Below are 21,984 nucleotides of genomic sequence, written 5' to 3'. Positions count from 1 at the left end.
ATGAAAAATATTTATCCCGTAAGCATATTTATTTGTTTCGTTTTTCTTTCAAACAGCTCGATGGGGCAACAGTTTGAGGAATACACATGGACGCCCGACCGAGTGCTCACCAGCTTAGATAAGGCAGAGGCAGATTTACCTTTGCTCTACCTGAAAAAAACCATCCATTACCAGTACCTGTACGAAGAAACTGAAAAGGAGCCCGTATGTTACTTTACCGACCATCAGATCATTCGGGTAAATAACGATGAAGCACTTCAGAGGGTAAACAGAATCTACATCCCTACTGAAAACATGATTGAACTTATCGACGTAAAGGCACGAACCATTACTCCTTCAGGCAAGGTTGTTTTGTTAGATGAAAGTAATATTCGTGAAGTAAAGGATGAAGAAGAGGGTGGATATCAGATTTTTGCCATCGAGGGGGCTGAAATTGGCGGCGAAGTAGAATACTTCTACACAAAAAAGATAACTGCCCGCTATTTCGGACGTGAATTTGCGCAGCTCAAATACCCTATGAAGGACTTTTCCTTCACATTGACGTGTCCTGAAAATCTTGAATTTGAATTTAGGAGCTACAATGGACTACCCCAGGTAACACAAAGCGATACATCAAAGTCATTCAATCGTTATACGCTACACGCTGATTATATTGAAGATCTCCCGGAGGAAGCTTTCTCATCGTTTGATGGCAGTCGGCAAAGGCTGGATTTCAAGCTTTCTTACAATTCCGCATCAAGTAAAAATCGACTTTTTACCTGGAACGATGCTGCGTCGAGAATCTACAATCAGATCTACAGTTTTGATCCTGCGGAGATGAAAGATGTAAAAAAACTGCTGAAAGTTGTGGGAGTGGATAAGTTGGCAACAGCAAAAGAAAAAATATCAAAGACTGAGCACTATGTCAAAACAAATTTTTACCTCAATGAAAATGCCGGCTCGGAGGCAGAAGATTTAAGCACGATACTAAGACAAAAATTTGGTAATGAAAGAGGCCTCACGATTCTCTTTGCAGCATTGCTTACCGAGCTGGGTGTTAGCCATGAAATAGTACTCACGCAGTCTCGTTCGGAGGTGTATTTCGACAAAGATTTTGACACTTGGAGTTCGTTGAACGACTACGTTATTTATTTACCTGATCTAAGCTCCTACCTCGCTCCGTATGCCTTCGAGCTTCGCCTGGGGAATATTCCATCAGACCTAACAGCCACAAACGGCCTCTACATTCGCCCAATGAAGGTACGAGACTTCACCTACCCGGTTGCCGAAGTCAGGTGGATACCTGAACCCGATCACACTACGGAGTTTGATAACCTGGCCATCGACGTCAAGATACCCGACGATCTCAGCGCAGCAATAATTGACGTACAGAGAAGTTTTGGCGGGGTACAAGCATCCTATCTCAAATCTATCTATGAGTTTCTTGAGCCTGAGAAAAAGCAGGACCTTCTGGAGGAAATGATTGAATTTTTGGCAATCGATGCGGAGGTGGGAAATGTAAGTCTGGATAATAAAACATTCACCTACCAAAACTGGAATGATCCATTCGTCATAACTGCGAATTATAAGGCCCCCTCTTATCTGGAACTCGCCGGTGACATCATGCTGTTTAAAGTCGGTGAACTCATCGGGCCGCAAAGCGAGCTTTACCAGGACGAAAAGCGGATTACCAGAGTACAGAACACCAATAACAGGAGCTATTTTCGCAAAATACAAATCCATCTACCACCTGATTTTTTGATCGAAAACGCCGACGATATTGACATGAATGTTCAGGTGGAAGAGGACGCCAGAGTCATCTATGCTTTTAAGAGCACCCATCAACTTCAGAATGCCTTATTATCCATCACCATTGACGAGTTCTATAATGAAATCTATTTCCCGCAAGAAAGATTCGAGGAATTCAGAAAAGTAGTTAATGCGGCTGCCGACTGGAACAAAGTGACCCTGGTAATGAAAAGGAAATAGCCTCTTACTGAGCTTTTTGACCACGAACTTAGCACTAAGCACTTTTCACCTAAAAGATTCACTCTATTTTACCTACCGACTTAGTCGCCTCCAAAACGAAGTACTCAAGCCACTGAAGTGGCAGGTAAGTCCGCTCCCTAATCAGGGTTCTCAATCTGCTCTACTGCCACAACTTGCGTAATAGGAAACACAGCAGGGCCAAACTGGTTGTAAATGGCCACATCAGCAGCGTCACGGCCATAGCCAACGGCCACATAGCCTCCCTTAGTGCCTTTTTGGACAGCATCGAAGGTGTACCAGTTGCCACCTACATAGGCTTCAAACCAGGCATGCAGGTCCATGGGTTCGAGGCCATAAAGGTACCCCACCACCATGCGGGCCGGAATGCTGAGGCTGCGGCACAAAGCTATGCCCAGGTGGGCAAAATCTCTGCACACGCCTGACTGCTGTAGGTTGACCTCGGCAGCAGAAATAGGACGACCGCTGTTGCCGGAAAAATAGCGGATGTTCTTGCGCAGCCAGTCTTCGATAGCGGCCACCTGATCATAGCCCGGAAGGCTCCCATTAGTTATAGAAGTAGCCATTTCTCCAAACCTGTCGGACTCGCAATAGCGGCTTGGCAGCAAATAGCTCAGCACCTCATTGGGCAGGTGTTGAATTTCAACAAAGGGTGCACCAGGTGCGGTGTCTACCAGATCTATTGTTTTTACATTGGCCGACGTTCGCACCACAAAATCACCCACCGGTGCCACCAGTCGCTGGCAAAGATTCTTATAGTCGTCGGTGTACTCAAACACTGGCACATACGGCAGGATGGCATATTCCTCTCTGGCAACCCATTGCTGTCCGCCGCTTCTTGGCCTGAGCATGAGAATAAAAGGAGTCGGTTCAGCTATACTGAAGGTCAATTCGCAACTGGTTCGCAACCACATGCAACGAAGATATTTAGAAAATGAAACGGTTAAGAAAAGATAAAAAGGGAGTCGGGGCGCAAATGTACGGTATATGATAGCCTGAAAAAAGCCGGACACCAATAGTAATCAAATATTAACTCAACCACTTCACTGATGCCTGCTACTGCATTGAAATGCTCCACCTCCTTAAATCAGACAAATGAGTAGTCTTTTGCACTCTTTACACAATTGAAGTATCAAATAATGTTAACTTACGGGTTCTTTACCGGCCAAACAGCAACTTACTGTCGGCTAATGGATTAGAGCCTATTGACCTGAGACGTGCTAATGACGAAACTTTTTAGCTTTGTACTTGTACTAATGCTGCCTGCCCTGTCGGCTGTGGGACAAACCTGCATCCAGAAGTACGACAGCGTGGAGCGGTACAAGCACAGCTATCCTGAGAAGGCAAAGTTTTATGCCAATGCACTGCTGGTCGACCTTGATTCGGGCAGGTGTGTAGAAGAAATTGGCCTGGCGGCTCTCTACAACAATATAGGCCTCCTCTTCTGGGACCTTAACGACAGAAAGCGAAGCGTTAACAGCCTGTTAGCCGGTCTTAAGCACGAGTTGGTCAATAAAGACTCTATCCACAAAGATCTCCTCGGGCTTTACTATAACCTTTCCACCATCAATCAGGAAACAGGAGATTTTGAAACGTCGGGCAGATACTTGAACCTGGCAGAGCGGGTGGTAAATAAATGGTACCTCAACAATCATGAAGCGCAAACACGATTCCTGCTGAACAAAGGCATTTACTACCGTGAAACCGGCGATTTCGAAAAAAGCCTGGCCGCACTTAATGAAGCTGTTAGCTTTATTGGCGAAAAGAATGATTCGATTAGAATTACCCTCCAGATCGAGCTGGGCACCACTTACAGGCATTTCGGCGACCTTGAACACGGAGAAGAAGAACTGATAAGTGCAGTAGAACTTGCCCAGGGAAACCATGAGTGGCTGTATTTTCAAGCGATTGACAGGCTGTCATCGTTGAAAATCGAGCAAGGAGACTATTCCGACTCGGAAAACTACCTGCTGCACAACCTCGAACGAAAGAGGGAGATTTATGGAGACCAGCCTGATGAAATGCTGGAAACATTGAATGAGCTGGGCTATCTGTATTACCGGCTGAATGACCTCGAATCGGCCGAATCATACATGGATCAGGCACTGGAAACCGGGAAAGACCTGCGGAATATCCGGCCCTATATGCTCAACAACCTCGGTGCCATTTACATGAAAAAAGGTGACCTGGAAAAAGCTGAGGAGTGCTTCACCGAAAGCTCTGAAGGTTTCAAAAGCCTCTACGGCACCATGAACCCTGACTACGCCAGCAGCCTGAACAACCTGGCTGGCATTTTGAAAGAAAAGGGAGAGCTGGGTGAGTCACTGAACCTGTACACCAGGGTGCTTGACATGGACAAAGTGCTGTCGGGCGTTAATCATCCAAACTACGCCACATCGCTGAACAACGTTGCCTTGCTCTACATGCAGCTGGGCAACTATTCTCTGTCTGGCAAGCTGCTGATGCAGTCAAAGCAAATCCGGGAGAAAGCGCTGGGCAGATACCATCCGCTGTATATCAAAAGCCTCAACGACCTCGGGATTTATCATTTGCTAATGAAAGATTCGGTGGCGGCCATGGACGTATTTAACGAAGCGCTGGACTCTGAAATAAAGCACATGCAGGATGTGTTCCCTGTGTTAACGGATCGGCAACGAAAGCTCTATTTTGATGAGACCAGATACAATATTGAAAGATTCTGTTCGCTTGCTTTTTCTGAAAGCTTTTTCAGTGGCCAATATGCCGAAGATGCGCTCAACCACTTCCTGAATACCAAGGGGGTTCTCTTCTATGCCTCCGAAAAAATGAAGAAACTCATCCAGGGAAGTGGTGATGAAAAGGTGGTTAATATGTACAACGACTGGCGGGACAAAAAATACAGGCTAGCCCAGGCGTACCTTTTAACGGAAGAAGAAAGGATAAGACAAAATATTTCGATAAGTCTGCTGGAGGCAGAATCGGCTCAGCTTGAAAAAGAGCTTTCTCTATCGTTCAAAATCTTCTCCGATCAGGAGAAGTCGTCGTACCACACCTGGAACGAGTTGAGCGAGGTAATGAAGGAAGGCGCAGCCATGGTGGACATCATTCAATTCAGGAATTATTCTGTGGAGGTAAGTGACAAAAAGCTGAAGCAGGGTTTCGAAGAAAGGGAGCGTTATGCCGCCTTTGTTATCAAGCCGGGCAACGTGCTGGAAACAGTTACCTGGCCCAAGCAAACAGACTTTGCCAAGGCATTTTCATTGTACAAAAATGCCCTGCAATTTGGCGTGCAGGATGTGAATAGCTACAACGTGTTCTGGAAACCCATTGGAGCGCATTTGAAAGACGTGAAAACCATTTACTTTTCACCTGATGGCCTTTTTCATAAGTTGAACCCTGTCATCTTTTTCGACAATGAACGTGATATGTACATTGCCGATGAATACGACTTGATTCATATCACTAGCGGAAAAGACCTGCTGTACTCAGAAGACACCAAGTTCGTAAGAGATGCCAAGATCTTCGGCAACCCTAACTTTGGCCGGCTGGGCGAAACACACAAACTGCTTCAGCTCCCTGGGGCCGAGCGTGAAGCCAACGACATCACCGGCATCCTTGATGTGAGGAAGTGGAAGTCGGACACCTATTATTTCAACGACGCCACCGAGGGCCAAATGAAACGGCTGTCGAATCCGGGGCTGATCCACATCGCCACCCACGGGTACTTCAACGACGACCCCAATCATGTTGACCCGCTTCACAGCAGTGGCATTTATCTTTCCAGAGAAGAAGAGACCGACGATAACGATGGTCTGCTATCCGCCTACGAAGCCATGAACCTTGTGCTGGATCAAACCAGCCTGATTGTGCTGGCCGCTTGCGAGACCGGCCTGGGCACGGTGAAAAATGGAGAAGGAGTATTCGGTTTGCAGAGAGCTTTTTTGGTAGCAGGCGCCAAGAATATTTTGCTCAGCCTCGTCAAAATCAATGACAATGCCGCTCGTCGGTTTATGAATATCTACTATCAGGAATTGTTGTCACTTGAGGATCCGCAGGAAGCATTCTTCAGTGCAAGACGGCTGTTTAGAAAGGAGTATGACAACCCTTACGACTGGGGCGCTTATATTCTAGTCTCTAAAAACTTCTAGAGGGGGAGCATTGAGTTCCACCTTGTGAAGAAATTCGAATAAATTCTCCTCAGTGATAAAATTGGCCATATTTGGCGGGTTTGGGGCTGGTTCATACACCCGAATAGTGCTGCCTTTTTGCAACGGCTTTTTTGGGTGACCATTCCAGGCGTTGAAAGCGTCCGATTCGTACCCAAGCTGCCTGGCAATCTCCATAAGGTCATTGGGCTTTCTCAGGATGTAGGTGCTTGCTGAAAGCAGGCTAATGGGTGTGTTCGTCTCAATTTGCACCTCCACCCTTCTCCGCAAAATCCTTTTGAACCAGTGATCACTGTCACCGTCAGGTGTTAATTCACCCCGTGGGTAAACAAAGACCTTCTCCGCTGGCACGCCAAGAGTCGTAAGATAGGTCTTTACGGCTTCTCCCCTTTTCTTACAGAGTTCCATATTGTACTCTTCGCCACCAAGATTGTCAGCAAAACCAAACAGGCTGATCTTGCTGATATTATCGATGCTCACTTGCTCCACCATGCTATTCAAAGCTGCTTTCGCTTGTGGTCGTAACACCGCCATGCCGAAATCGAATAGAATCTTCTCAAACCCTTGGTTCCTGGAAGGCTCCGACCTGCCGCCGGAAAAGCCCATACGGGCCTTACTCCCAGCGCCTGACGGCAGATAAGACGGCCCGGCTCCTGTTCGTTGTGACCCCGCTCCCTGCGTACCGCCCCCATCTGCAATTGCTTCCGGATTGTATACTTTTTTTGGTCGGGCGCCCATTTGCTTTTCAACTATCAGGTCGGGTTTTGGCTTCTCAAAGTTAACCGCTTCATAGAGCTCATATCCCTGATAGTCCTCTACTCTGAGCGTCACAATATCAATCGAACGGGTATCTCTCAGGTTCGACATAATACGGGCATCTATCAGCGATTCCCCGGAAATGAGAAGGGACAAAAACAACTTTTCGTCGCTGACCTGAAAAGAAAAAAGGTCCAATATTTTTCCGTTGAGCCGGTTGGTGGTGAGGAAGCCAATGGAGTCGGAAATATTAAAGTAAGTATCGTCCCAGGTGGAGTTAAACGGAGCGCCCAGGTTGTAGACATGGGGCTCAAAAAAGGACTGCCCTTTTGCTGCATAGAGGTCGTAGCCGCCATAGCCGACATGTCCGTCGCTGGCAAACACCAGGCAACTGAACACCTCAGAGTAGTAAGGTGTTATTTCGTTCTCCGGGGAGTTAATTACTTTACCCAAATTAATGGCTGGCGACCATGATTCGGCATACGCCCCTGTCAAACTCATCCATATATCGGCTCCTCCGGCTCCGCCAGGCCGATCTGAGCTGAAAAACAGCGTGTCCCCTGAGCTGGTAATGTAAGGATGTTTGTTTTCCGACCCAGGCTCGTTGACGTACTCATTCAGCACCACGGGCTTTGTCCATTTGTCTTTCTCCAGATAGCTAACATAGATGGAACAGTCTGAAGCAGCCTCTCCCAGGCAGGATGAGAAATAGAACTTCTTTCCATCGGCAGTGAAAGATCCAGACCCCTCTGCCCAATGGGTATTAACATTGCCAAAATTTTGATCGCCACTGGCGTATACCCATCTATTGTTCCTCCGGTGCTCATAGGCCGCCAAATCGGGGAGCAGCCCATCGTACTGACTGCCCTCAAACTGTTCGCCAGGCAAGTTGCGGGTTGTAGCAAACACCAAATGAAGATTGGCAGGATTCACCACAGCACCAAAATCATGAAATTTTGAATTAATACCCTCCATCACTCCCACAGTAAATCCTCTGTCAAGCTTTTTCTGTCGGATGGCCAGCAAACACCCCTCCTTGTGGTTTCTCGACAAGTCAATTAGCTCTGGACTTGCGTCGGGCATGGAGATCAACACATTGTAAACAGAGTCTGCTTCTTCATAGGCACTGTCGTGCATTCGCAGTGTGGCATAATAATAAAGGGACCTCGCCCGAAAAGGATGGTCGGGTCGGTTGCCCAACGCAACAAATGCTACCTCCGCTTTATCGTACTGAAGTGTCTGTTGATAACAAATGGCCAGCTTGTACCTCGACTCAATATTTTGCTTATCGATACTGACAATCTTTTCGTAGTACTCAATAGCCTCCAGGTACTGATGCGCCTCAAAGTGTGCCTCCGCAAACTCCACCAGCTTAGGCACCGACTGCGAGAAGCCGATGTGGGCTGATAAAATAAAAGCGATAAGTATTACTTTTCTCATTGGCTAGAAAATGGGGCTGGTCATATTACGCAGCGGCCGAGACAAATTCAAATTATAAGTAAGCGAGATTTCATACGTTGGCAGGTCGTTGCTTAGCTCCGTGCCCAGGTTGTAAGTTTGCGCATTCAGGTCCACGCTGAACCCAAGCCTTATATTTTCTACCTGGAAGCCAGTAAGCACAATGACTGAATCTCCCACTCTGTACCACGCTCCAAACTGCATAAGAAACGCAGTGCGGGAGCGCACAGAGCTAAGAAAGGTGGACAGGTAAGTACCAGCGTTTACCTGAGTATTGCCATGGGAATAGAGCGCATAGAAAGACGGAAATATGTGCCAGCGGGGTGCCAGTGGTAGCTTCACCGAGCCGAAAGCCTTATAAAGGAAATTGAGACGGCTGGGCTCAACACTTTGGTAGTCGATGATAGGTCGGTTAAGGTTATCGATGCTGGCACCAAAAGTGAAGCTCCTGTCTCTGATGTACAGGTTTTGGTTATCGAAAGCCGTGTACATGACCCCAAAATTAAAGACCGGGTAGAACACGGAAGAAACTGGAATACCCTCCCCTGGCCTGGTGTCGTCATAACCAAAGTACTTATTGAACTGAGAACCCCACTGCAATTGGTTGCCATTGATTCGCTGCTGCACAGCGCCCCCCTGTAGGCCAAAAATAAAGTAACGGTTTGAAAACTGGTCAAGCTTGATATTGTAGGCTCCGTTCAAAAGCACCTTTCTGGCACTGTAAAGCCCCTGATAACCCCGGCGTTCCTGAAAAAAACTGATCCCTGCTCCACCTACCTGTACCGATTTGCTGGTGTGCTTTTGAAACGGGTAGGTGAAGGTGGTTTGCACCATCTCAAAGAAGTTTTCTGAATTAGGGCTGCCCCCTCTTTTGTAGTTGGAATTAAGAGAAAGGTTGGGGATAGCTCCTGTAAAGGCCGGGCTCATAAAAGACGAGCTGGCAAAATATTGCGAAAACTGTCCCTCCTGAGCCAGGAGGTTGAGTGAAATAAAAAATAGTGTCGCAGTAAAAGTTTTTCTCATATTATTTTACCAAAAGTACTGCGCCCGATTGATTATGATTCTCAGTCTCGCCCTGCAACTGAATGGTGTAGTAATATACACCATTCGGAGCTCCCACCCCTGAGGGCATGGTGCCGTCCCAGCCCATCAGCGAAAGATCGACCTCGTCTCCTGCCTGGCTAAAGAGGTATACCTCTTTGTTGAACGAGTCGAACACCCGCATATAAATACTTGTTACCTTATCACCGGAGTAAAACGGCCTAAACAGGTGGTTCTCGTCCAGTTCGCCATTGGGTGCGAACGAGTTGGGGACAAAGAAGTGGGGCCTGATGATGACCGGTATCAGTGCTATGTTCAAACGAGTAACTTCACTTGAGATAGGAATGCGTTCCGTCGATTCAAACCTGCCAAACGACTCCGACTGTGGGTCAGAGCCATCGACAAAGACACCCGGAACGCTATGGTATAAGGTATCATCTGCAGTGTACATAACTAACGCCGCTTCATATTTTTCAGATCGTATCTGCTGCCCATTTTGAAAATTCTCCAGATCGATGCCTGAAAAATCCACGCTAACAAAGGCGCTTGCCGGCACTTCGGGAGATACCACCTGCCACTCTACCTGGTCGGCAATTCCCACAATGTCCTCATCAGGATTCAGTGTGGAACCGTCCGGACTCAGGATTCTCACCTCGAATGTAATATTTGGATCGAAGCCGCTGAAGGTAATATAGTTAGTAAATCCGTTGATGCCTGTAGGGAAGGTGAGTTCACCATTAGAAAGCACACCCAACGCTCTGCCTTCAATATACCCGGTACCACCGGAGGTTGTGCTCCCTTTAATAACTACTTCCTGGTCAGCATCGGTCTTGATCACACCCCTGGCCATGCTCATGGTGCCATTGACCGTAATTTTTCTTGGGTTTACCCTTAGCTGTCCATCTTTGTCCACAGTAAAGTCAAAGAAAATCAGCTCTTCTCCAATAAGCTCCTGGTCGGCCGTGCCAATGAATTTGATGCTACCGACATCCGTGTTCGACACGAAGTTGATATCGCTGAAGCTGGTCACTTGTCCCTGGTTGTTGAGCTTCCCATTCAGGGTAGTGTTGCCCCCGAAGTAAAAGCTGGCGTCGCCACCCACGAATAGGCCGGCGTCGCTTCCGAGGTTGAAGGTCTGTGAGCTGGCGGAAAGCACAGCTAAAGTAAAAAATATGGTGAGTAGATTTCTCATCATTGATTTAATGACCGTCCTATTTCGATCCACGCACCCAACCCTAAATCGTAGATCAAATGCAATGTGGAGGTGGTACTCATGTTGAATGTATTATTATTATTCAAGAAAATGGTGGCTCCGTCATTTACCGTAACTGCCGGCCCTGCATTAATAAGAATAAGCTCCTGCCCGTTTTGTCCTGCACCAATGGCATTGATGGTTCCGCCTGCAACTAGACGAACAATTCTTGATCCCGGGGTTGGCAACGAGGCAACCACCGTTTGGTTGGTGACAGGAGGTGGCGTAATAAACGGGCCATTGTGGATGGAACTTCCACCTACCGAAAGGTCATTGGTGTTGACTGCAGCTGATGTGCTTATGTTTCCATCAGCCACAATTGAACCAGCAGCACTTGAATTAGTCACTAAAATGGCTGGGTCGGTACCCGCCAGGTTCATGTTCACCAGCAGACCACTTCCGGTAGTTGTACCGCTATAATTTACTTCAATGGCATTGCCATCTGTAGTTTTATCTACCTGAAGCCCACTACCAGCTGCGGCATTTTCTACTACAAGAGTTGAGGCTACATTTCCCACATTTGTATTTCTGAAAACTGCTGCCCTTGCACTGCCGGCATTGTCTACAATCACAGCATCATTGGAATTGCCAACATCTGTAAGATCAACTATCAAACCTGCTCCAAGCGCCGCATTTTGGCTAATAACTATCCCATTTTTATTGGCTTCACCAACTAAAGTCGCTACTCCCAGTCGTCCTGTAGGGGCGTTAGTACCAATCCCTACGTCAAAAGTTGTGTTGTTGGAAATACCATCGCCAATAATGGCTGTCTGAGCGGTTGTTGCAATAGTTCCGGCACCGAAGGCCATGCTCCGCACGCCGTTTGCTTGTGTATTCTCTCCTATGGCGATAGCCAAGTTACCCGAGGCGCTGGCACTAGCACCAATTACAACAGAATTACTTCCTGCCGCATCTGCGTTATCGCCCAGCACCACATTATTACTTCCATCGCCAGTGACGTCTGCTAGGCGGCCAATCACCAGGTTATCTGACCCTCCTACTAAACTCACCGCTCCAGAATAACCCGCAACGATATTTCCATTTCCAACGGTCAATGCACTAGCTGATAAATTTCCAAGCACAATATTTTGAGCACCCGTCGTAGTTGCCGAAGCGGCACTTGCTCCACCTTTCTGGTTTTCATTAGCGTCAATGATATAATTACCAGCACCGGCTGGATTCCACGTCAAGGCTCCAGATCCATCATTAGTCAGTGCACCAGTGCCATTGGCGCCCGGCAAAGACAGGTTATAGCTCGTGATGACCGCCGCCCCATTGATAGAAACCCGGCCGGTTCCCACGTTGTCTTCTATTTCCAACCTACCCGACTGAGTTGCACTTACTTGGCCGAACCGGGCGACTCCCCGCATATCTATCCAACCATTGGTTCCTGCGGACGTGCCTGGCTCAAGACTGATGTTTCCCCCATTGCCAGTTGTTGCATTTCCTCCTCTGAGGTTTAGCACACCTCCGTTGGCACCCGCAAACAAACTATTTCCAGCGGCTACCTCTAAATCATCTCCTGCTGCAGCCAAATTGTCCTGAATAGCAATCTTTCTGGTCAAATTTTCTTCAAAGGCGATATTTCCGGCAACAAGCACGGCAGTGCCGTTGGTGAATGTATTGGCAAACCTGGCAGCAGGGCCGGTGCCCGTATTGTCAAGGTCGAATAGGGCGTTGATATCAGCAACAGCATTGGTATATGGGAGAGCGAAGCTGCCGGGCTGCCAGGTTCCAACACCAGTAGCATCGGAGGTAAGCACGTATCCGGCTGTGGGGCTGGTGGTTAGCTGTATATTGCCTGACGTGATAATATTCTGTGTGCCGAAATCGGGAGTGATTTTGGCTCCGGCAATGGCGGCTGTGACGCTAATTTCGCTGTTCGTAATAGTTGTTGCTGCAATTTTTGTGTTATCAACAGCATTAGCGGCAATTGTGGCGACGCCGGTGTTTGAAAGTGTTATATCCCCTGACATTGTCACCGCAGACGGCAGGCCTGCATTGCCAACCCAGATACTGCCGTCGACGAGCGTCGACCCTTCATCCACGCCATCACTAAAGTCCGTAGGCACACCCTTCAGCTGGCTCCAGTCAATAAGGTTACCTCCTGTGTTAATAGTGCCAACACTACCTAGCGTCGTTCTGTCCGCCACCCAAACAGGGTCGGCTTCAGTCTGCAAAGCCGTGCCCAACAACGTCCGTTCCGCTCCAGTGATAATCTGCCCACTGCCGGCATTCGTTACATCGCTGAATTGAGTAACGCTGCTGCCTGTCAAATAGGTGCCAACCCTGGTATCAGTATAGTAGAAATTACCGGCCCCTTCTGTGAGATCGTCTGTATCAAACGAGGTCAAGTCAGTTACTCCATCGTCAGTATCATCAGCAAAGCCTACTGGAATTCCTGTCAACTCAGTCCAATCGACACCATCCTTTACGCTAGCTAATACTGTTGGGTCAGCTTCAGTCTGCAAAGCCGTGCCCAACAACGTCCGTTCCGCTCCAGTGATAATCTGCCCACTGCCAGCATTCGTTACATCGCTGAATTGAGTCACGCTGCTGCCTGTCAAATAGGTACCAACTCTGGCATCAGTATAATAAAAATTACCAGCCCCTTCTGTGAGATCGTCTGTATCAAACGAGGTCAAGTCAGTTACTCCATCGTCAGTATCATCAGCAAAGCCTACTGGAATTCCTGTCAACTCAGTCCAATCGACACCATCTTTGATGTTGGCCGGGACAGTAGGGTCCAACTCTGTAAAAGGCACACCCGTCAAGCCACTGCCATTGCCAACAAAACTTCCCGCCGTTACCGAACCAGTAGTGCTAATATTTTGAGTGCCAAAATTGGGGTTGATCTTCGTTCCAGCTATCGCCGCAGCCGCATTAACATCGGCATTCACCACGCTAACACCTGTTAGGCTGCCATAGGCCCCATCAAAATCATCAGTAGCGTCCAGGTCAAGAGTCGGATTGGCGATCACAAGAGCTGTTGCAGTTGCTACATCAGAAGCAGTTTCGCTTCCTACAAAATCAACAACCAACCCAGTTCCAAAATCACCGCTTACATCGCCACCGGAAGGCGTATCAGACAAAGTAAGATCGTCGCTGAAATCAGGATCAATTGAAGGGTTGTTGATCACGAAAAAAGTGGCTGCACCAACATCAGCAGCTGCCTCGCCCCCCACCTGATCAACCACCAGCCCTAACGCAAAGCTCCCTGAAACATCGCCGGGGGCCGGAACGGCGGAGGTAGTGAGGTCATCACTGGTGTCAATATCAAGACTTGGGGCCGTTGCTATGGTCGACACAGCCGTGCCAATGGCAGCAGCAGACTGCCCCCCCACCTGATCCACTACTAAACCCAGCGCAAAGCTCCCCGAGACATCGCCAGGGGCTGGAACAGCAGAAGTAGACAGGTCATCGGTATTGTCCACATCCAAATTGGCCGGCACATCAGCAAGGTCGTTGAACGACCCGCTGGCTGCAATCGTCGCCAGGCCGGTAACCTGGGCAATGTCTATTACCCCAACAGAAAATGGTGTCGTGTTGCCATCGCCTAATATAGTGGTGCCGTCGCCTGCAGAACTTCCCACCTCATCCACACCGTCGGCAAACCCAGCGGGAATGTTTGTCAATTCCGTCCAGTCGATGCCGTCTTTGATAGCATCAGGCACTGTTGGGTCAGTTTCAGCCAAAAGAAAGCCTGTGGCTGCCAAGTCCACCGAGTTGCCGTTTTGAATGGTAAGGTTGGTGCCCGACACAGCAAGGGTTTGATTGTCAGTAACTGACAAAGCAATCCATCCGCTATTCAGCCAGAAGTAGAAAAGCCCCTGTTCATTGTCGTACACAAGCAAACCATTGGATTGAGCATTGAGCCCGCCCGCCATGCTTGTTCTTTGCGCAGTGGTAAGTTGAGGAATGAGGAGCCCCTGGTCGCCGTTTGGGGAAACGAGGTGTAGCACTGCCCTTGGGTTGGGGTTTTCGGTATTTACACCGGCAGAAAAATTCTGTGCAGAAACAGTGCCTGATAGCAATAGCAATATCAGCCCCACTGCTGCTTTTAGGTTAGGTCGAACAGCCATAATGAGTAAAACTTATATAATTTAGCCTAAAGACAAACGCAAATAAAATTCATACACCTGTTTGTCCAATAGCTAGAAGAGGCATAATGTATCCAAAAAAAGATAGTCAATCGATAAAGGTACCGCTTATATAAAAAATACCCAAATAATTCTTGTATAAATTATATTTTATTTTCTATTCTCGCTTTAGCCTCCAACTGTGGCATTCCAGAAAGAAATCGAACCTACCCGACAGCTCACAAGCATCTTCGACAGTCTCATGCGACTGCTGCTATTGGCTACAATAGTCCTTGTTTCAGCTTGCAAGGAATCCGAACCTGTGGCTGACCGGCCAAACGTCATTGTTTCTACAGACATCGGCGGCAGCGACCCCGACGACTACCAGTCTCTCATTCATCTACTTGTATATGCTGACAGATTCAACCTATTGGGCTTGATAAGCTCACCCCCTGATGCGGGGAGAAAGGAACACATAGAGGAAACAATTGCTGCCTACGCAGCTGATTTTGAAAAGCTCAGAAAGCAGTCAGCACTTTTTCCAACTCCGGAGTACCTGCTCAGTATCACCAAACAAGGGGCAACCGATTCGCTTCAAACTGAAGTTCCAACCGAATTAAGTGAAGGCGCCTCATGGCTCATAGAGAAGGCCAAAGAAAACACTGGTCAGCCGCTGTACGTCCTTGTTTGGGGATCAATCACCGATGTTGCCCAGGCAGTGCACCATGACCCTTCCATCAAAAGCAATATAAGAGTATATTCCATTGGGTCGTGGAACACAGTGATGGATCCAAAATCGAGAGATTACCTTTTTGACAACCACCCTGACCTGTGGTGGATAGAAAACAATACCACGTTCAGGGGCATGTATATGGGCGGCGACACCACCAATAGCATGGGCAATCTCACCTTTGTTGAAAACAACATAAAAGGCCATGGCGCATTGGGAGACTTGTTTTGGGGCAAGAAAAAAGACATCAAAATGGGCGACACGCCATCGGTGCTCTATTGCCTCAATGGTGACTTAGACAGCCCTGAAGGAGAAAGCTGGGGTGGTTCATTTATAAAGACGAGCCACGGCCCCAATTATTGGACTGACAACCCCGCAGATTCTCTTATCGAAAACAACAGAGCCGGAGCAAAGACGGTCAACAAATTTCGGCAGGCGTATTTGAAGGACTGGGCTGAGAGGATGGAGTGGTTGAAAGACTAGGGCAACGGTATTTTCGTAAGTCAACCAGGGCCATTTTTAAGGAAATTAAATACAAGGAAATTTACAATATTTTCTTATTATATTTCTATTTTAATAAAATTTATTTACCTGATATTCAGACAGATAGCTCCCCCACTCCCAACTCAGGCTGTTTTGAGCCGTTAGCAAAAGAGAGATCATTCTATTTTCAACCAAAATTAAAAGCTATGTTAAGACTGATTATTGGACTGCTGATTATCGCATTGATAGCAGCAGTTTTAGGCTTTGGCGGGATAGCTGGAGCCGCAGCAGGTATCGCACAAATAGTGTTCTATGTGTTTGTAGTATTGCTAGTATTATCACTGATATTTCGACTCATACGGGGCGCTTAGCAACGCTGCCTAAAAATAACAACAAAGGCTGCATGAATAACGCAGCCTTTGTTGTTTTAAGTTAGTAGTGCAATTCCTGTATTAAACCAACACCGGCTTCATCCTCGAATCTTCAAACGACCTGGCGGTCGCCTCCATTATTTCAAAAGCTACTTCGGCCATCTTGTTTTCTGAATCCAGCGTTGGGTTGATTTCCACCATTTCCCAGCACAGCACCTTTGGGCTTTTCACCAGCTCAGTATTGATCACTTTTGCTTCCTCTACCGTCAATCCACCAGGCACGGGGGTGCCAGTACCCACCGACACAGAAGGATCGAGGCTGTCGACGTCAAATGACACATAAATCATGTCGCACTCCCGCAGTTGCTCAAGCGCCATGGCTGCTACTTTCTTCGGGCCATATTTTCTTACCTCCTCAGTAGTATAGTTACGCATACCATGTTTTTCAGCAAGGTAGTCTTCAGGCGCTTCAGTGTCACGTTTTGAAATAAACACAACATCGGATGGATGCAGCTTTGGCCCCTCTACGCCGATTTTTTTGATCTCCTCCCAGATGTGGGCCACCTCGGCCGGCGGTTCGTTGGTTTGAACATCCCGGTTGTCGGTGCCCAGCGCCATGGCCAACGGCATGCCATGCACATTGCCCGACGGCGTTGTGTAAGGCGTATGCAAGTCGGCATGGGCATCTACCCAAATCACGCCAAGTCTCTTGTCCGGAAATGCCTTTTTTACGCCTGCGATAGTGCCAAACGCCGTGCTGTGATCGCCCGCCAGCACCATCGGTAGCTGACCAAACTCCAGTGCCTCGCAAACTGCATTGCACACCCTCTTTTCCACACCAATAATAGCATTCACATACTTAGCCGAAGGCGAAATAAAGCCGGTGAACAGTGGGCTGTTGTCAGTGCGAACGTTCACTGAGTCGTACCTTGCAAAAAAATCTGACTGAAGGTCGATGCTGGCAATTTTAACCGCATCGATGCCCAAACTGGCACCTCTCGTGCCTGCACCGAGTTCTGACTTAACTTCGATGAGCAAAATCTCTTTCATTGTAATGGGATTATGTTGTTTAAGCTTTGAAAACCAGTTTACGAACGCCCATTGCTTTGCGATGTCAAAAAAGCAGAACTATCGGGCGTTCCAGAATCAGGCAGGGCTAGTTATACGAAAAATGATAATAGGGCAGGTATATTCTGCACGGCAACGCTCTGACTCTGAGCGCCTGGTTGGGTTCCAGTTGTTTACCTATGTAGCAAGACATAAAATTAGGGTAAGGATGCCAATATTATTCATCCACGGTGCAATTTAAGATATTTTCAGCATCGAAATCACATCAATTATTAAATATTCGCAAAAACACGCAGGAAAATTGCGCATGTCACCAAAACTCAACCCATACCTTGAAAACCCTCAAAGCGCATCTGAAATGTTAACGTTTTCTTCATTTTCACTAATCATCTGAAATATAAGCGATTATATAAAAAAATCGTTGCTTACCTAGATCATTTGGCAATACTGTTGTTAATGGCCGACCTATACCTTTATATTTGCTTTTCTGTGCCCTTTATAGCACGGCACCTGGTATATTAAATGTAATCAAGAACCGCACTGATTTAGATGAAAAGCTACTTCGATCTGATTGATCAGACCTTTGAATTCCCGACTGAAGAATTTAGAGTAGAAAACAATCAATTGTTGTTTAACGAAGTGAACCTGATGGATGTCATAGAACAATATGGCACGCCTCTCAAGCTCACTTATCTTCCGAAAATCAGTGAACGAATACAGTACGCAAAAGAAATTTTCAATAATGCCATAGCCAAACACAAGTACGGAGGCAAGTATACTTATTGCTATTGCACCAAGTCCTCGCACTTTTCATTTGTGTTGGAGGAAGCCCTTAAAAACGACATTCACATCGAAACGTCGTCTGCTTATGACATTCCCATCGTTAGGAACCTGTTTGAGAAGGGTAAGATTTCCAAAGACACCTTTGTGGTTTGCAATGGCTTCAAAAGGCCGCTTTATACTGAGTATGTTACCGATCTGATCAATGACGGTTTCAAAAACTGTGTGCCCATTCTTGACAACCTGGGAGAGCTTGATAAATACGAATCGGGCGTGACAGTTGATGAGTTTCAAATCGGCATCCGGGTGGCTGCTGATGAGGAGCCGAACTTTGCGTTCTACACCTCTCGCCTTGGCATCAGGTACAACAACATCATCGACTTTTACAAAAACAGAATCAAAGACGGTAAGTCGAAAGCGAAGCTCAAAATGCTTCACTTCTTCATCAATACCGGCATAAAAGACACTGCTTACTACTGGTCGGAGCTCAGCAGATTCATTTACATGTACTGCGAGCTAAAAAAGACCTGTCCCGAACTCGACACTATCGACATAGGCGGCGGTTTCCCTATAAAAAGCTCGTTGGCGTTTGAATTCGACTACCCCTACATGGCTGAGCAGATCGTTGAAAACATTCAGTGGATTTGCAATAAGAACAATGTGCCGGTGCCAGACATCTTCACTGAATATGGCTCCTTCACTGTTGGTGAAAGCGGTGCCACGATCTACTCGGTGCTTGACCAAAAGCTACAAAACGACAAGGAGCTTTGGTACATGATGGACGGCTCGTTCATTACTCATCTGCCCGATGTTTGGGGATTAAACCAAAAGTACATCATGCTGCCCATCAACAACTGGGACAACAACTTCCACAAAGTGAACCTTGGCGGCCTCACCTGCGACAGCATGGACTACTACAACTCAGAGGCTCACACTTCTGAGGTGTTCCTGCCAGTGATTGAAGACGACGAAACGCTTTTCTTTGGGTTCTTCCACACGGGTGCCTATCAGGAAAGCCTGGGAGGATACGGCGGCATCCAGCATTGCCTGATTCCCGCTCCCAAACACATTATCATCGACAGAGATCAGAGAGGGACAGTAACAACCAGGCTATTCAGAGAAGAGCAGGAAAGCGACAGCATGCTGAAGATACTGGGCTACAAATAACCAGCTAACTTCTGCTACCGCTAGTCTATTTCATAATGACATTGGTGACCGCTTCCAGAAGGCTACTTACGCAGGCATCAGCGGAGGGAAACTTTTCTGTAGCCCCTATGCCAATCGTATGCATTCCCAACTTTCTGGCGGGCACCAGGTCCCGGTCGTTGTCGCCCACCATCCATGATTGTTGCGGGTCAACATTATACAAAGCCAATGCTCTTTCAAAAAGCAGGGAGCCCGGCTTTCTGCCCAGCGATTCTGAGATAGGTGGGTAATGTGGTGCATAAAACACATCGTCTATAAGCCCCGGCAACTGCTCATGCATCTTCGCATGACAAGTCTCCACGTCCTCCCTGGCATAGATACCTTTGGCAATTCCGGCCTGATTGGTAATGACAACCGTTATGTACCCCTTCTTCTTTAAGATTTCCAAAGCCTCTTTCACGCCCTTTTCGATAGTAAAGTCCTCAGGTTTAAAGGTATACTCTCCTCTTTCAACATTAATTACTCCATCTCTATCAAGAAATATGGCTTTGTTCATAAACTGATCCCGGTATTTAATCGTTAAAAAAGCGGCAAATTCACTTTATATATTCAAGAAACGAAATGGTTTTAATATGTTTGGCGTTCACTAGCAAAAACTGTGAATAAAGGCTTAGTCATTATCCCAACTTACAACGAAAAAGAGAACGTCGCTCTTATGATCGAAGCGGTGTTTGATTTACCCATGCAGTTTGACCTGCTTATCGTGGATGACGGCTCTCCGGATGGCACCGCAGCCATCGTTAAGCACATGCAGAGTATTTGGCCAGAAAGACTTCATATTCTGGAAAGAGAGGGCAAGCACGGGCTTGGCACCGCTTATATAGCCGGATTTCAATATGGGTTGGATAAGGGCTACGAATACATGTTTGAGATGGACTGCGATTTCTCTCATGACCCTAAAGACCTTGCGAAGCTTTTTAACGCCTGCGACAAGGATGGCTTTGATGTTGCCATTGGCTCAAGGTACGTCGACGGGCTGGTGAACGTGGTCAACTGGCCGATAAGCCGGGTAATGATGTCTATTTTTGCCAGTTTATATGTTCGTTTCATTACCGGTATACCTGTGTCAGACACTACTGCGGGCTTCAAATGCTACCGCCGGCATGTGCTGGAAACTATTCCCTTCAACAAAATTAAGTTCGTTGGTTACGCTTTCCAGATTGAGATGAAGTTCACAGCCTGGAAGTATGGCTTCAAAATTAAGGAGATTCCGATCATTTTTACCGACCGAAGCCGTGGAGAATCCAAAATGACCCGGGGCATTTTCCAGGAAGCTGTTCTTGGCGTGCTGCAAATGAGGATTTATAGCCTTTTCAGGAAATACCTGCGGGTAGAAGCTTAGTCAAACTTGATAGCAGCAATGGGTCTGATGTTGATAATGACTGTTGTGGGAATAAACAACGTGAGGTTCACTACCACAAAAGTGAGGATATTTACCAACACAATCGCCCACCAGTCCCAATAGATAGGCACGTAGTGCATGTAGTAGCTGGCGGCATCAAGTGGTATGATGTGAAATTGACTTTGAAGCAGGCCCAACCCACCGGCAATTACATTGCCCCAAAGCATCCCCTTGGCAATAAGTCGCATGCCATTCCACGAAAAAATTCGCCTTACCGTCAGGTCGGTGGCCCCGAGGCCTTTCAGCACCCCAATCATGTTGGTGCGCTCCATAATGAGGATGAGCAGAAAAGACACCATATTGAAGCTGGCAACAAAAAGAATGAGCACCAGAAAAATGGCCACATTCCTGTCCAGCATCTGCAGCCACTCAAATATCTGAAAGTATTTGTTGTCGGCCGTATCGGCGTATAAGTCCGAGTCCAGCACATCGTACATCTCATTTTCAGCAGCTTCCATATCAGAAGGATCACGCAAAAACACCTCATAGCCTCCGACCAACGAATCGGGCCAGTTGTTGAGCCGTTGCACCAGGCCCAAATCCCCTAAAATCATCCTGTCGTCGAAATCTTCGAGACCTGTCTCATAAATGCCTGCAATCGACAACCTTCTGAACCTGGGAGGATTTTGCACCACATACATGATCACTTCATCACCAACATCCTTCTCCAGCTTATCGGCTATTCTTTTACTCAACAACACTTCGAGAGAATAAGAACTGTCAGAAAAGTGGGGGAAATGACCTTTCAGGAGGCTTGGCGCAAACTTGGTTGAATCAAAATCGATGGTCACTCCCTTGAACACCACACCCAAAACGGCTTCCTCAGTTTTAAGAATCCCCATCTTGTAGCCAATAGGCTGCACGTGAGAAACAAAGTCATATTCCTTCCAGTGAGTGTAAAAGTCAGACGTAAGGCTGATTGGGGGCTCGTCAAAATTGTTGGATTTCAAGGTGTACCTTGAAATCTGCATGTGCCCCGCAAAACCATATATCTTGTCAACGATCGTAGTCTGAAAGCCCCTCAGGATCAAAAAAGCCACTAAAGCGCTGGCCAGGCCTACAGCAATGCTAGCTATAGCGATCCTGCCAATAGAGGCCGAAAATGACCCTTCATGGTCTTTGTTTATTCGCTTCGATATAAAGTAGGAAAGATTCAAAAATGATTAATTTTGCCAGCAGAATTAGTTTCGACCCTCACAAAAATAAAGACATGCCTCACATTTACAC

At 47.2% G+C, this 21,984-nt stretch carries 14 protein-coding genes; 6 read left to right on the top strand and 8 right to left on the bottom strand.

The features are described 5' to 3' along the window. Positions 1-1,968 (top strand): DUF3857 domain-containing protein, encoded by a 1,968-nt coding sequence (locus tag RIF36_RS07450; RefSeq protein ID WP_350129873.1) that lies wholly within the window; start codon positions 1-3, stop codon positions 1,966-1,968. Between the two features lie 137 nt (positions 1,969-2,105). Here RIF36_RS07450 and RIF36_RS07445 read toward each other — a convergent pair whose 3' ends face one another. Then, a complete protein-coding gene (locus RIF36_RS07445; RefSeq protein ID WP_350129870.1) occupies positions 2,106-2,900 on the bottom strand; it encodes a transglutaminase-like domain-containing protein in 795 nt (264 codons plus the stop codon). A 309-nt stretch (positions 2,901-3,209) separates the two neighbouring features. Here RIF36_RS07445 and RIF36_RS07440 point away from each other — a divergent pair, with 309 nt between their 5' ends. Further along, on the top strand, positions 3,210-6,113 hold the full coding sequence (locus RIF36_RS07440; RefSeq protein ID WP_350129867.1) for a CHAT domain-containing protein: 2,904 nt from the start codon (positions 3,210-3,212) through the stop codon (positions 6,111-6,113). Here RIF36_RS07440 and RIF36_RS07435 read toward each other — a convergent pair. Genes RIF36_RS07435 through RIF36_RS07420 form a run of 4 tightly spaced genes read right to left on the bottom strand, consistent with a single transcriptional unit; the run spans position 6,093 to position 14,720 of the window. Further along, entirely contained in the window at positions 6,093-8,327 is a 2,235-nt protein-coding gene (locus RIF36_RS07435) for an OmpA family protein (protein WP_350129864.1), read from the bottom strand. The two genes, RIF36_RS07440 and RIF36_RS07435, sit on opposite strands and share 21 nt — an antisense overlap. Before the next feature lie 3 nt (positions 8,328-8,330). Continuing rightward, positions 8,331-9,368, bottom strand: coding sequence for a PorP/SprF family type IX secretion system membrane protein (locus RIF36_RS07430; RefSeq protein WP_350149331.1), 1,038 nt, complete (start codon positions 9,366-9,368; stop codon positions 8,331-8,333). A 1-nt stretch (position 9,369) separates the two neighbouring features. After that, positions 9,370-10,581: a T9SS type B sorting domain-containing protein gene (locus RIF36_RS07425; RefSeq protein ID WP_350129858.1), complete on the bottom strand. Its 1,212-nt coding sequence runs from the start codon at positions 10,579-10,581 to the stop codon at positions 9,370-9,372. Beyond that, on the bottom strand, positions 10,578-14,720 hold the full coding sequence (locus RIF36_RS07420; RefSeq protein ID WP_350149330.1) for a beta strand repeat-containing protein: 4,143 nt from the start codon (positions 14,718-14,720) through the stop codon (positions 10,578-10,580). The genes RIF36_RS07425 and RIF36_RS07420 overlap by 4 nt, the downstream gene beginning before the upstream one ends. Positions 14,721-14,919: 199 nt before the next feature. Here RIF36_RS07420 and RIF36_RS07415 point away from each other — a divergent pair, with 199 nt between their 5' ends. Both RIF36_RS07415 and RIF36_RS28430 read left to right on the top strand, forming a co-directional pair. Further along, a complete protein-coding gene (locus RIF36_RS07415; RefSeq protein ID WP_350121588.1) occupies positions 14,920-15,930 on the top strand; it encodes a DUF1593 domain-containing protein in 1,011 nt (336 codons plus the stop codon). Continuing rightward, the gene (locus RIF36_RS28430) at positions 15,915-16,301 is read left to right on the top strand and encodes a DUF1328 family protein (protein ID WP_502880844.1); all 387 of its coding nucleotides are present in this window, start codon (positions 15,915-15,917) and stop codon (positions 16,299-16,301) included. Before RIF36_RS07415 ends, RIF36_RS28430 begins: the two co-directional genes overlap by 16 nt. An 81-nt stretch (positions 16,302-16,382) precedes the next feature. Here RIF36_RS28430 and rocF read toward each other — a convergent pair whose 3' ends face one another. After that, positions 16,383-17,351, bottom strand: a complete 969-nt coding sequence (gene rocF, locus RIF36_RS07405; RefSeq protein ID WP_193217982.1) for an arginase — start codon at positions 17,349-17,351, stop codon at positions 16,383-16,385. Positions 17,352-17,918: 567 nt separating this feature from the next. Here rocF and RIF36_RS07400 point away from each other — a divergent pair. Then, positions 17,919-19,316, top strand: coding sequence for a type III PLP-dependent enzyme domain-containing protein (locus RIF36_RS07400; protein ID WP_350069591.1), 1,398 nt, complete (start codon positions 17,919-17,921; stop codon positions 19,314-19,316). Positions 19,317-19,341: 25 nt separating this feature from the next. Here the strand turns inward: RIF36_RS07400 and RIF36_RS07395 are convergent, their stop codons facing one another. Then, positions 19,342-19,851 carry a D-glycero-alpha-D-manno-heptose-1,7-bisphosphate 7-phosphatase gene (locus RIF36_RS07395; RefSeq protein WP_350121590.1) on the bottom strand — a complete coding sequence of 170 codons (510 nt, stop codon included), beginning with the start codon at positions 19,849-19,851 and terminating at the stop codon, positions 19,342-19,344. Positions 19,852-19,953: 102 nt separating this feature from the next. Here RIF36_RS07395 and RIF36_RS07390 point away from each other — a divergent pair, with 102 nt between their 5' ends. After that, positions 19,954-20,697, top strand: a complete 744-nt coding sequence (locus RIF36_RS07390; RefSeq protein WP_350121592.1) for a polyprenol monophosphomannose synthase — start codon at positions 19,954-19,956, stop codon at positions 20,695-20,697. On the opposite strand, the gene RIF36_RS07385 is transcribed toward RIF36_RS07390, so the two are convergent. Beyond that, positions 20,694-21,914 carry an ABC transporter permease gene (locus RIF36_RS07385; RefSeq protein WP_350069597.1) on the bottom strand — a complete coding sequence of 407 codons (1,221 nt, stop codon included), beginning with the start codon at positions 21,912-21,914 and terminating at the stop codon, positions 20,694-20,696. The genes RIF36_RS07390 and RIF36_RS07385 overlap by 4 nt on opposite strands. Positions 21,915-21,984: the final 70 nt, after the last annotated feature.

This window comes from Imperialibacter sp. (assembly GCF_040222815.1).
Taxonomy (GTDB): Bacteria; Bacteroidota; Bacteroidia; order Cytophagales; family Cyclobacteriaceae; genus Imperialibacter.
Note: the sequence above shows the minus strand (reverse complement) of the source record. Positions and strands in the feature narration are given on the sequence as shown.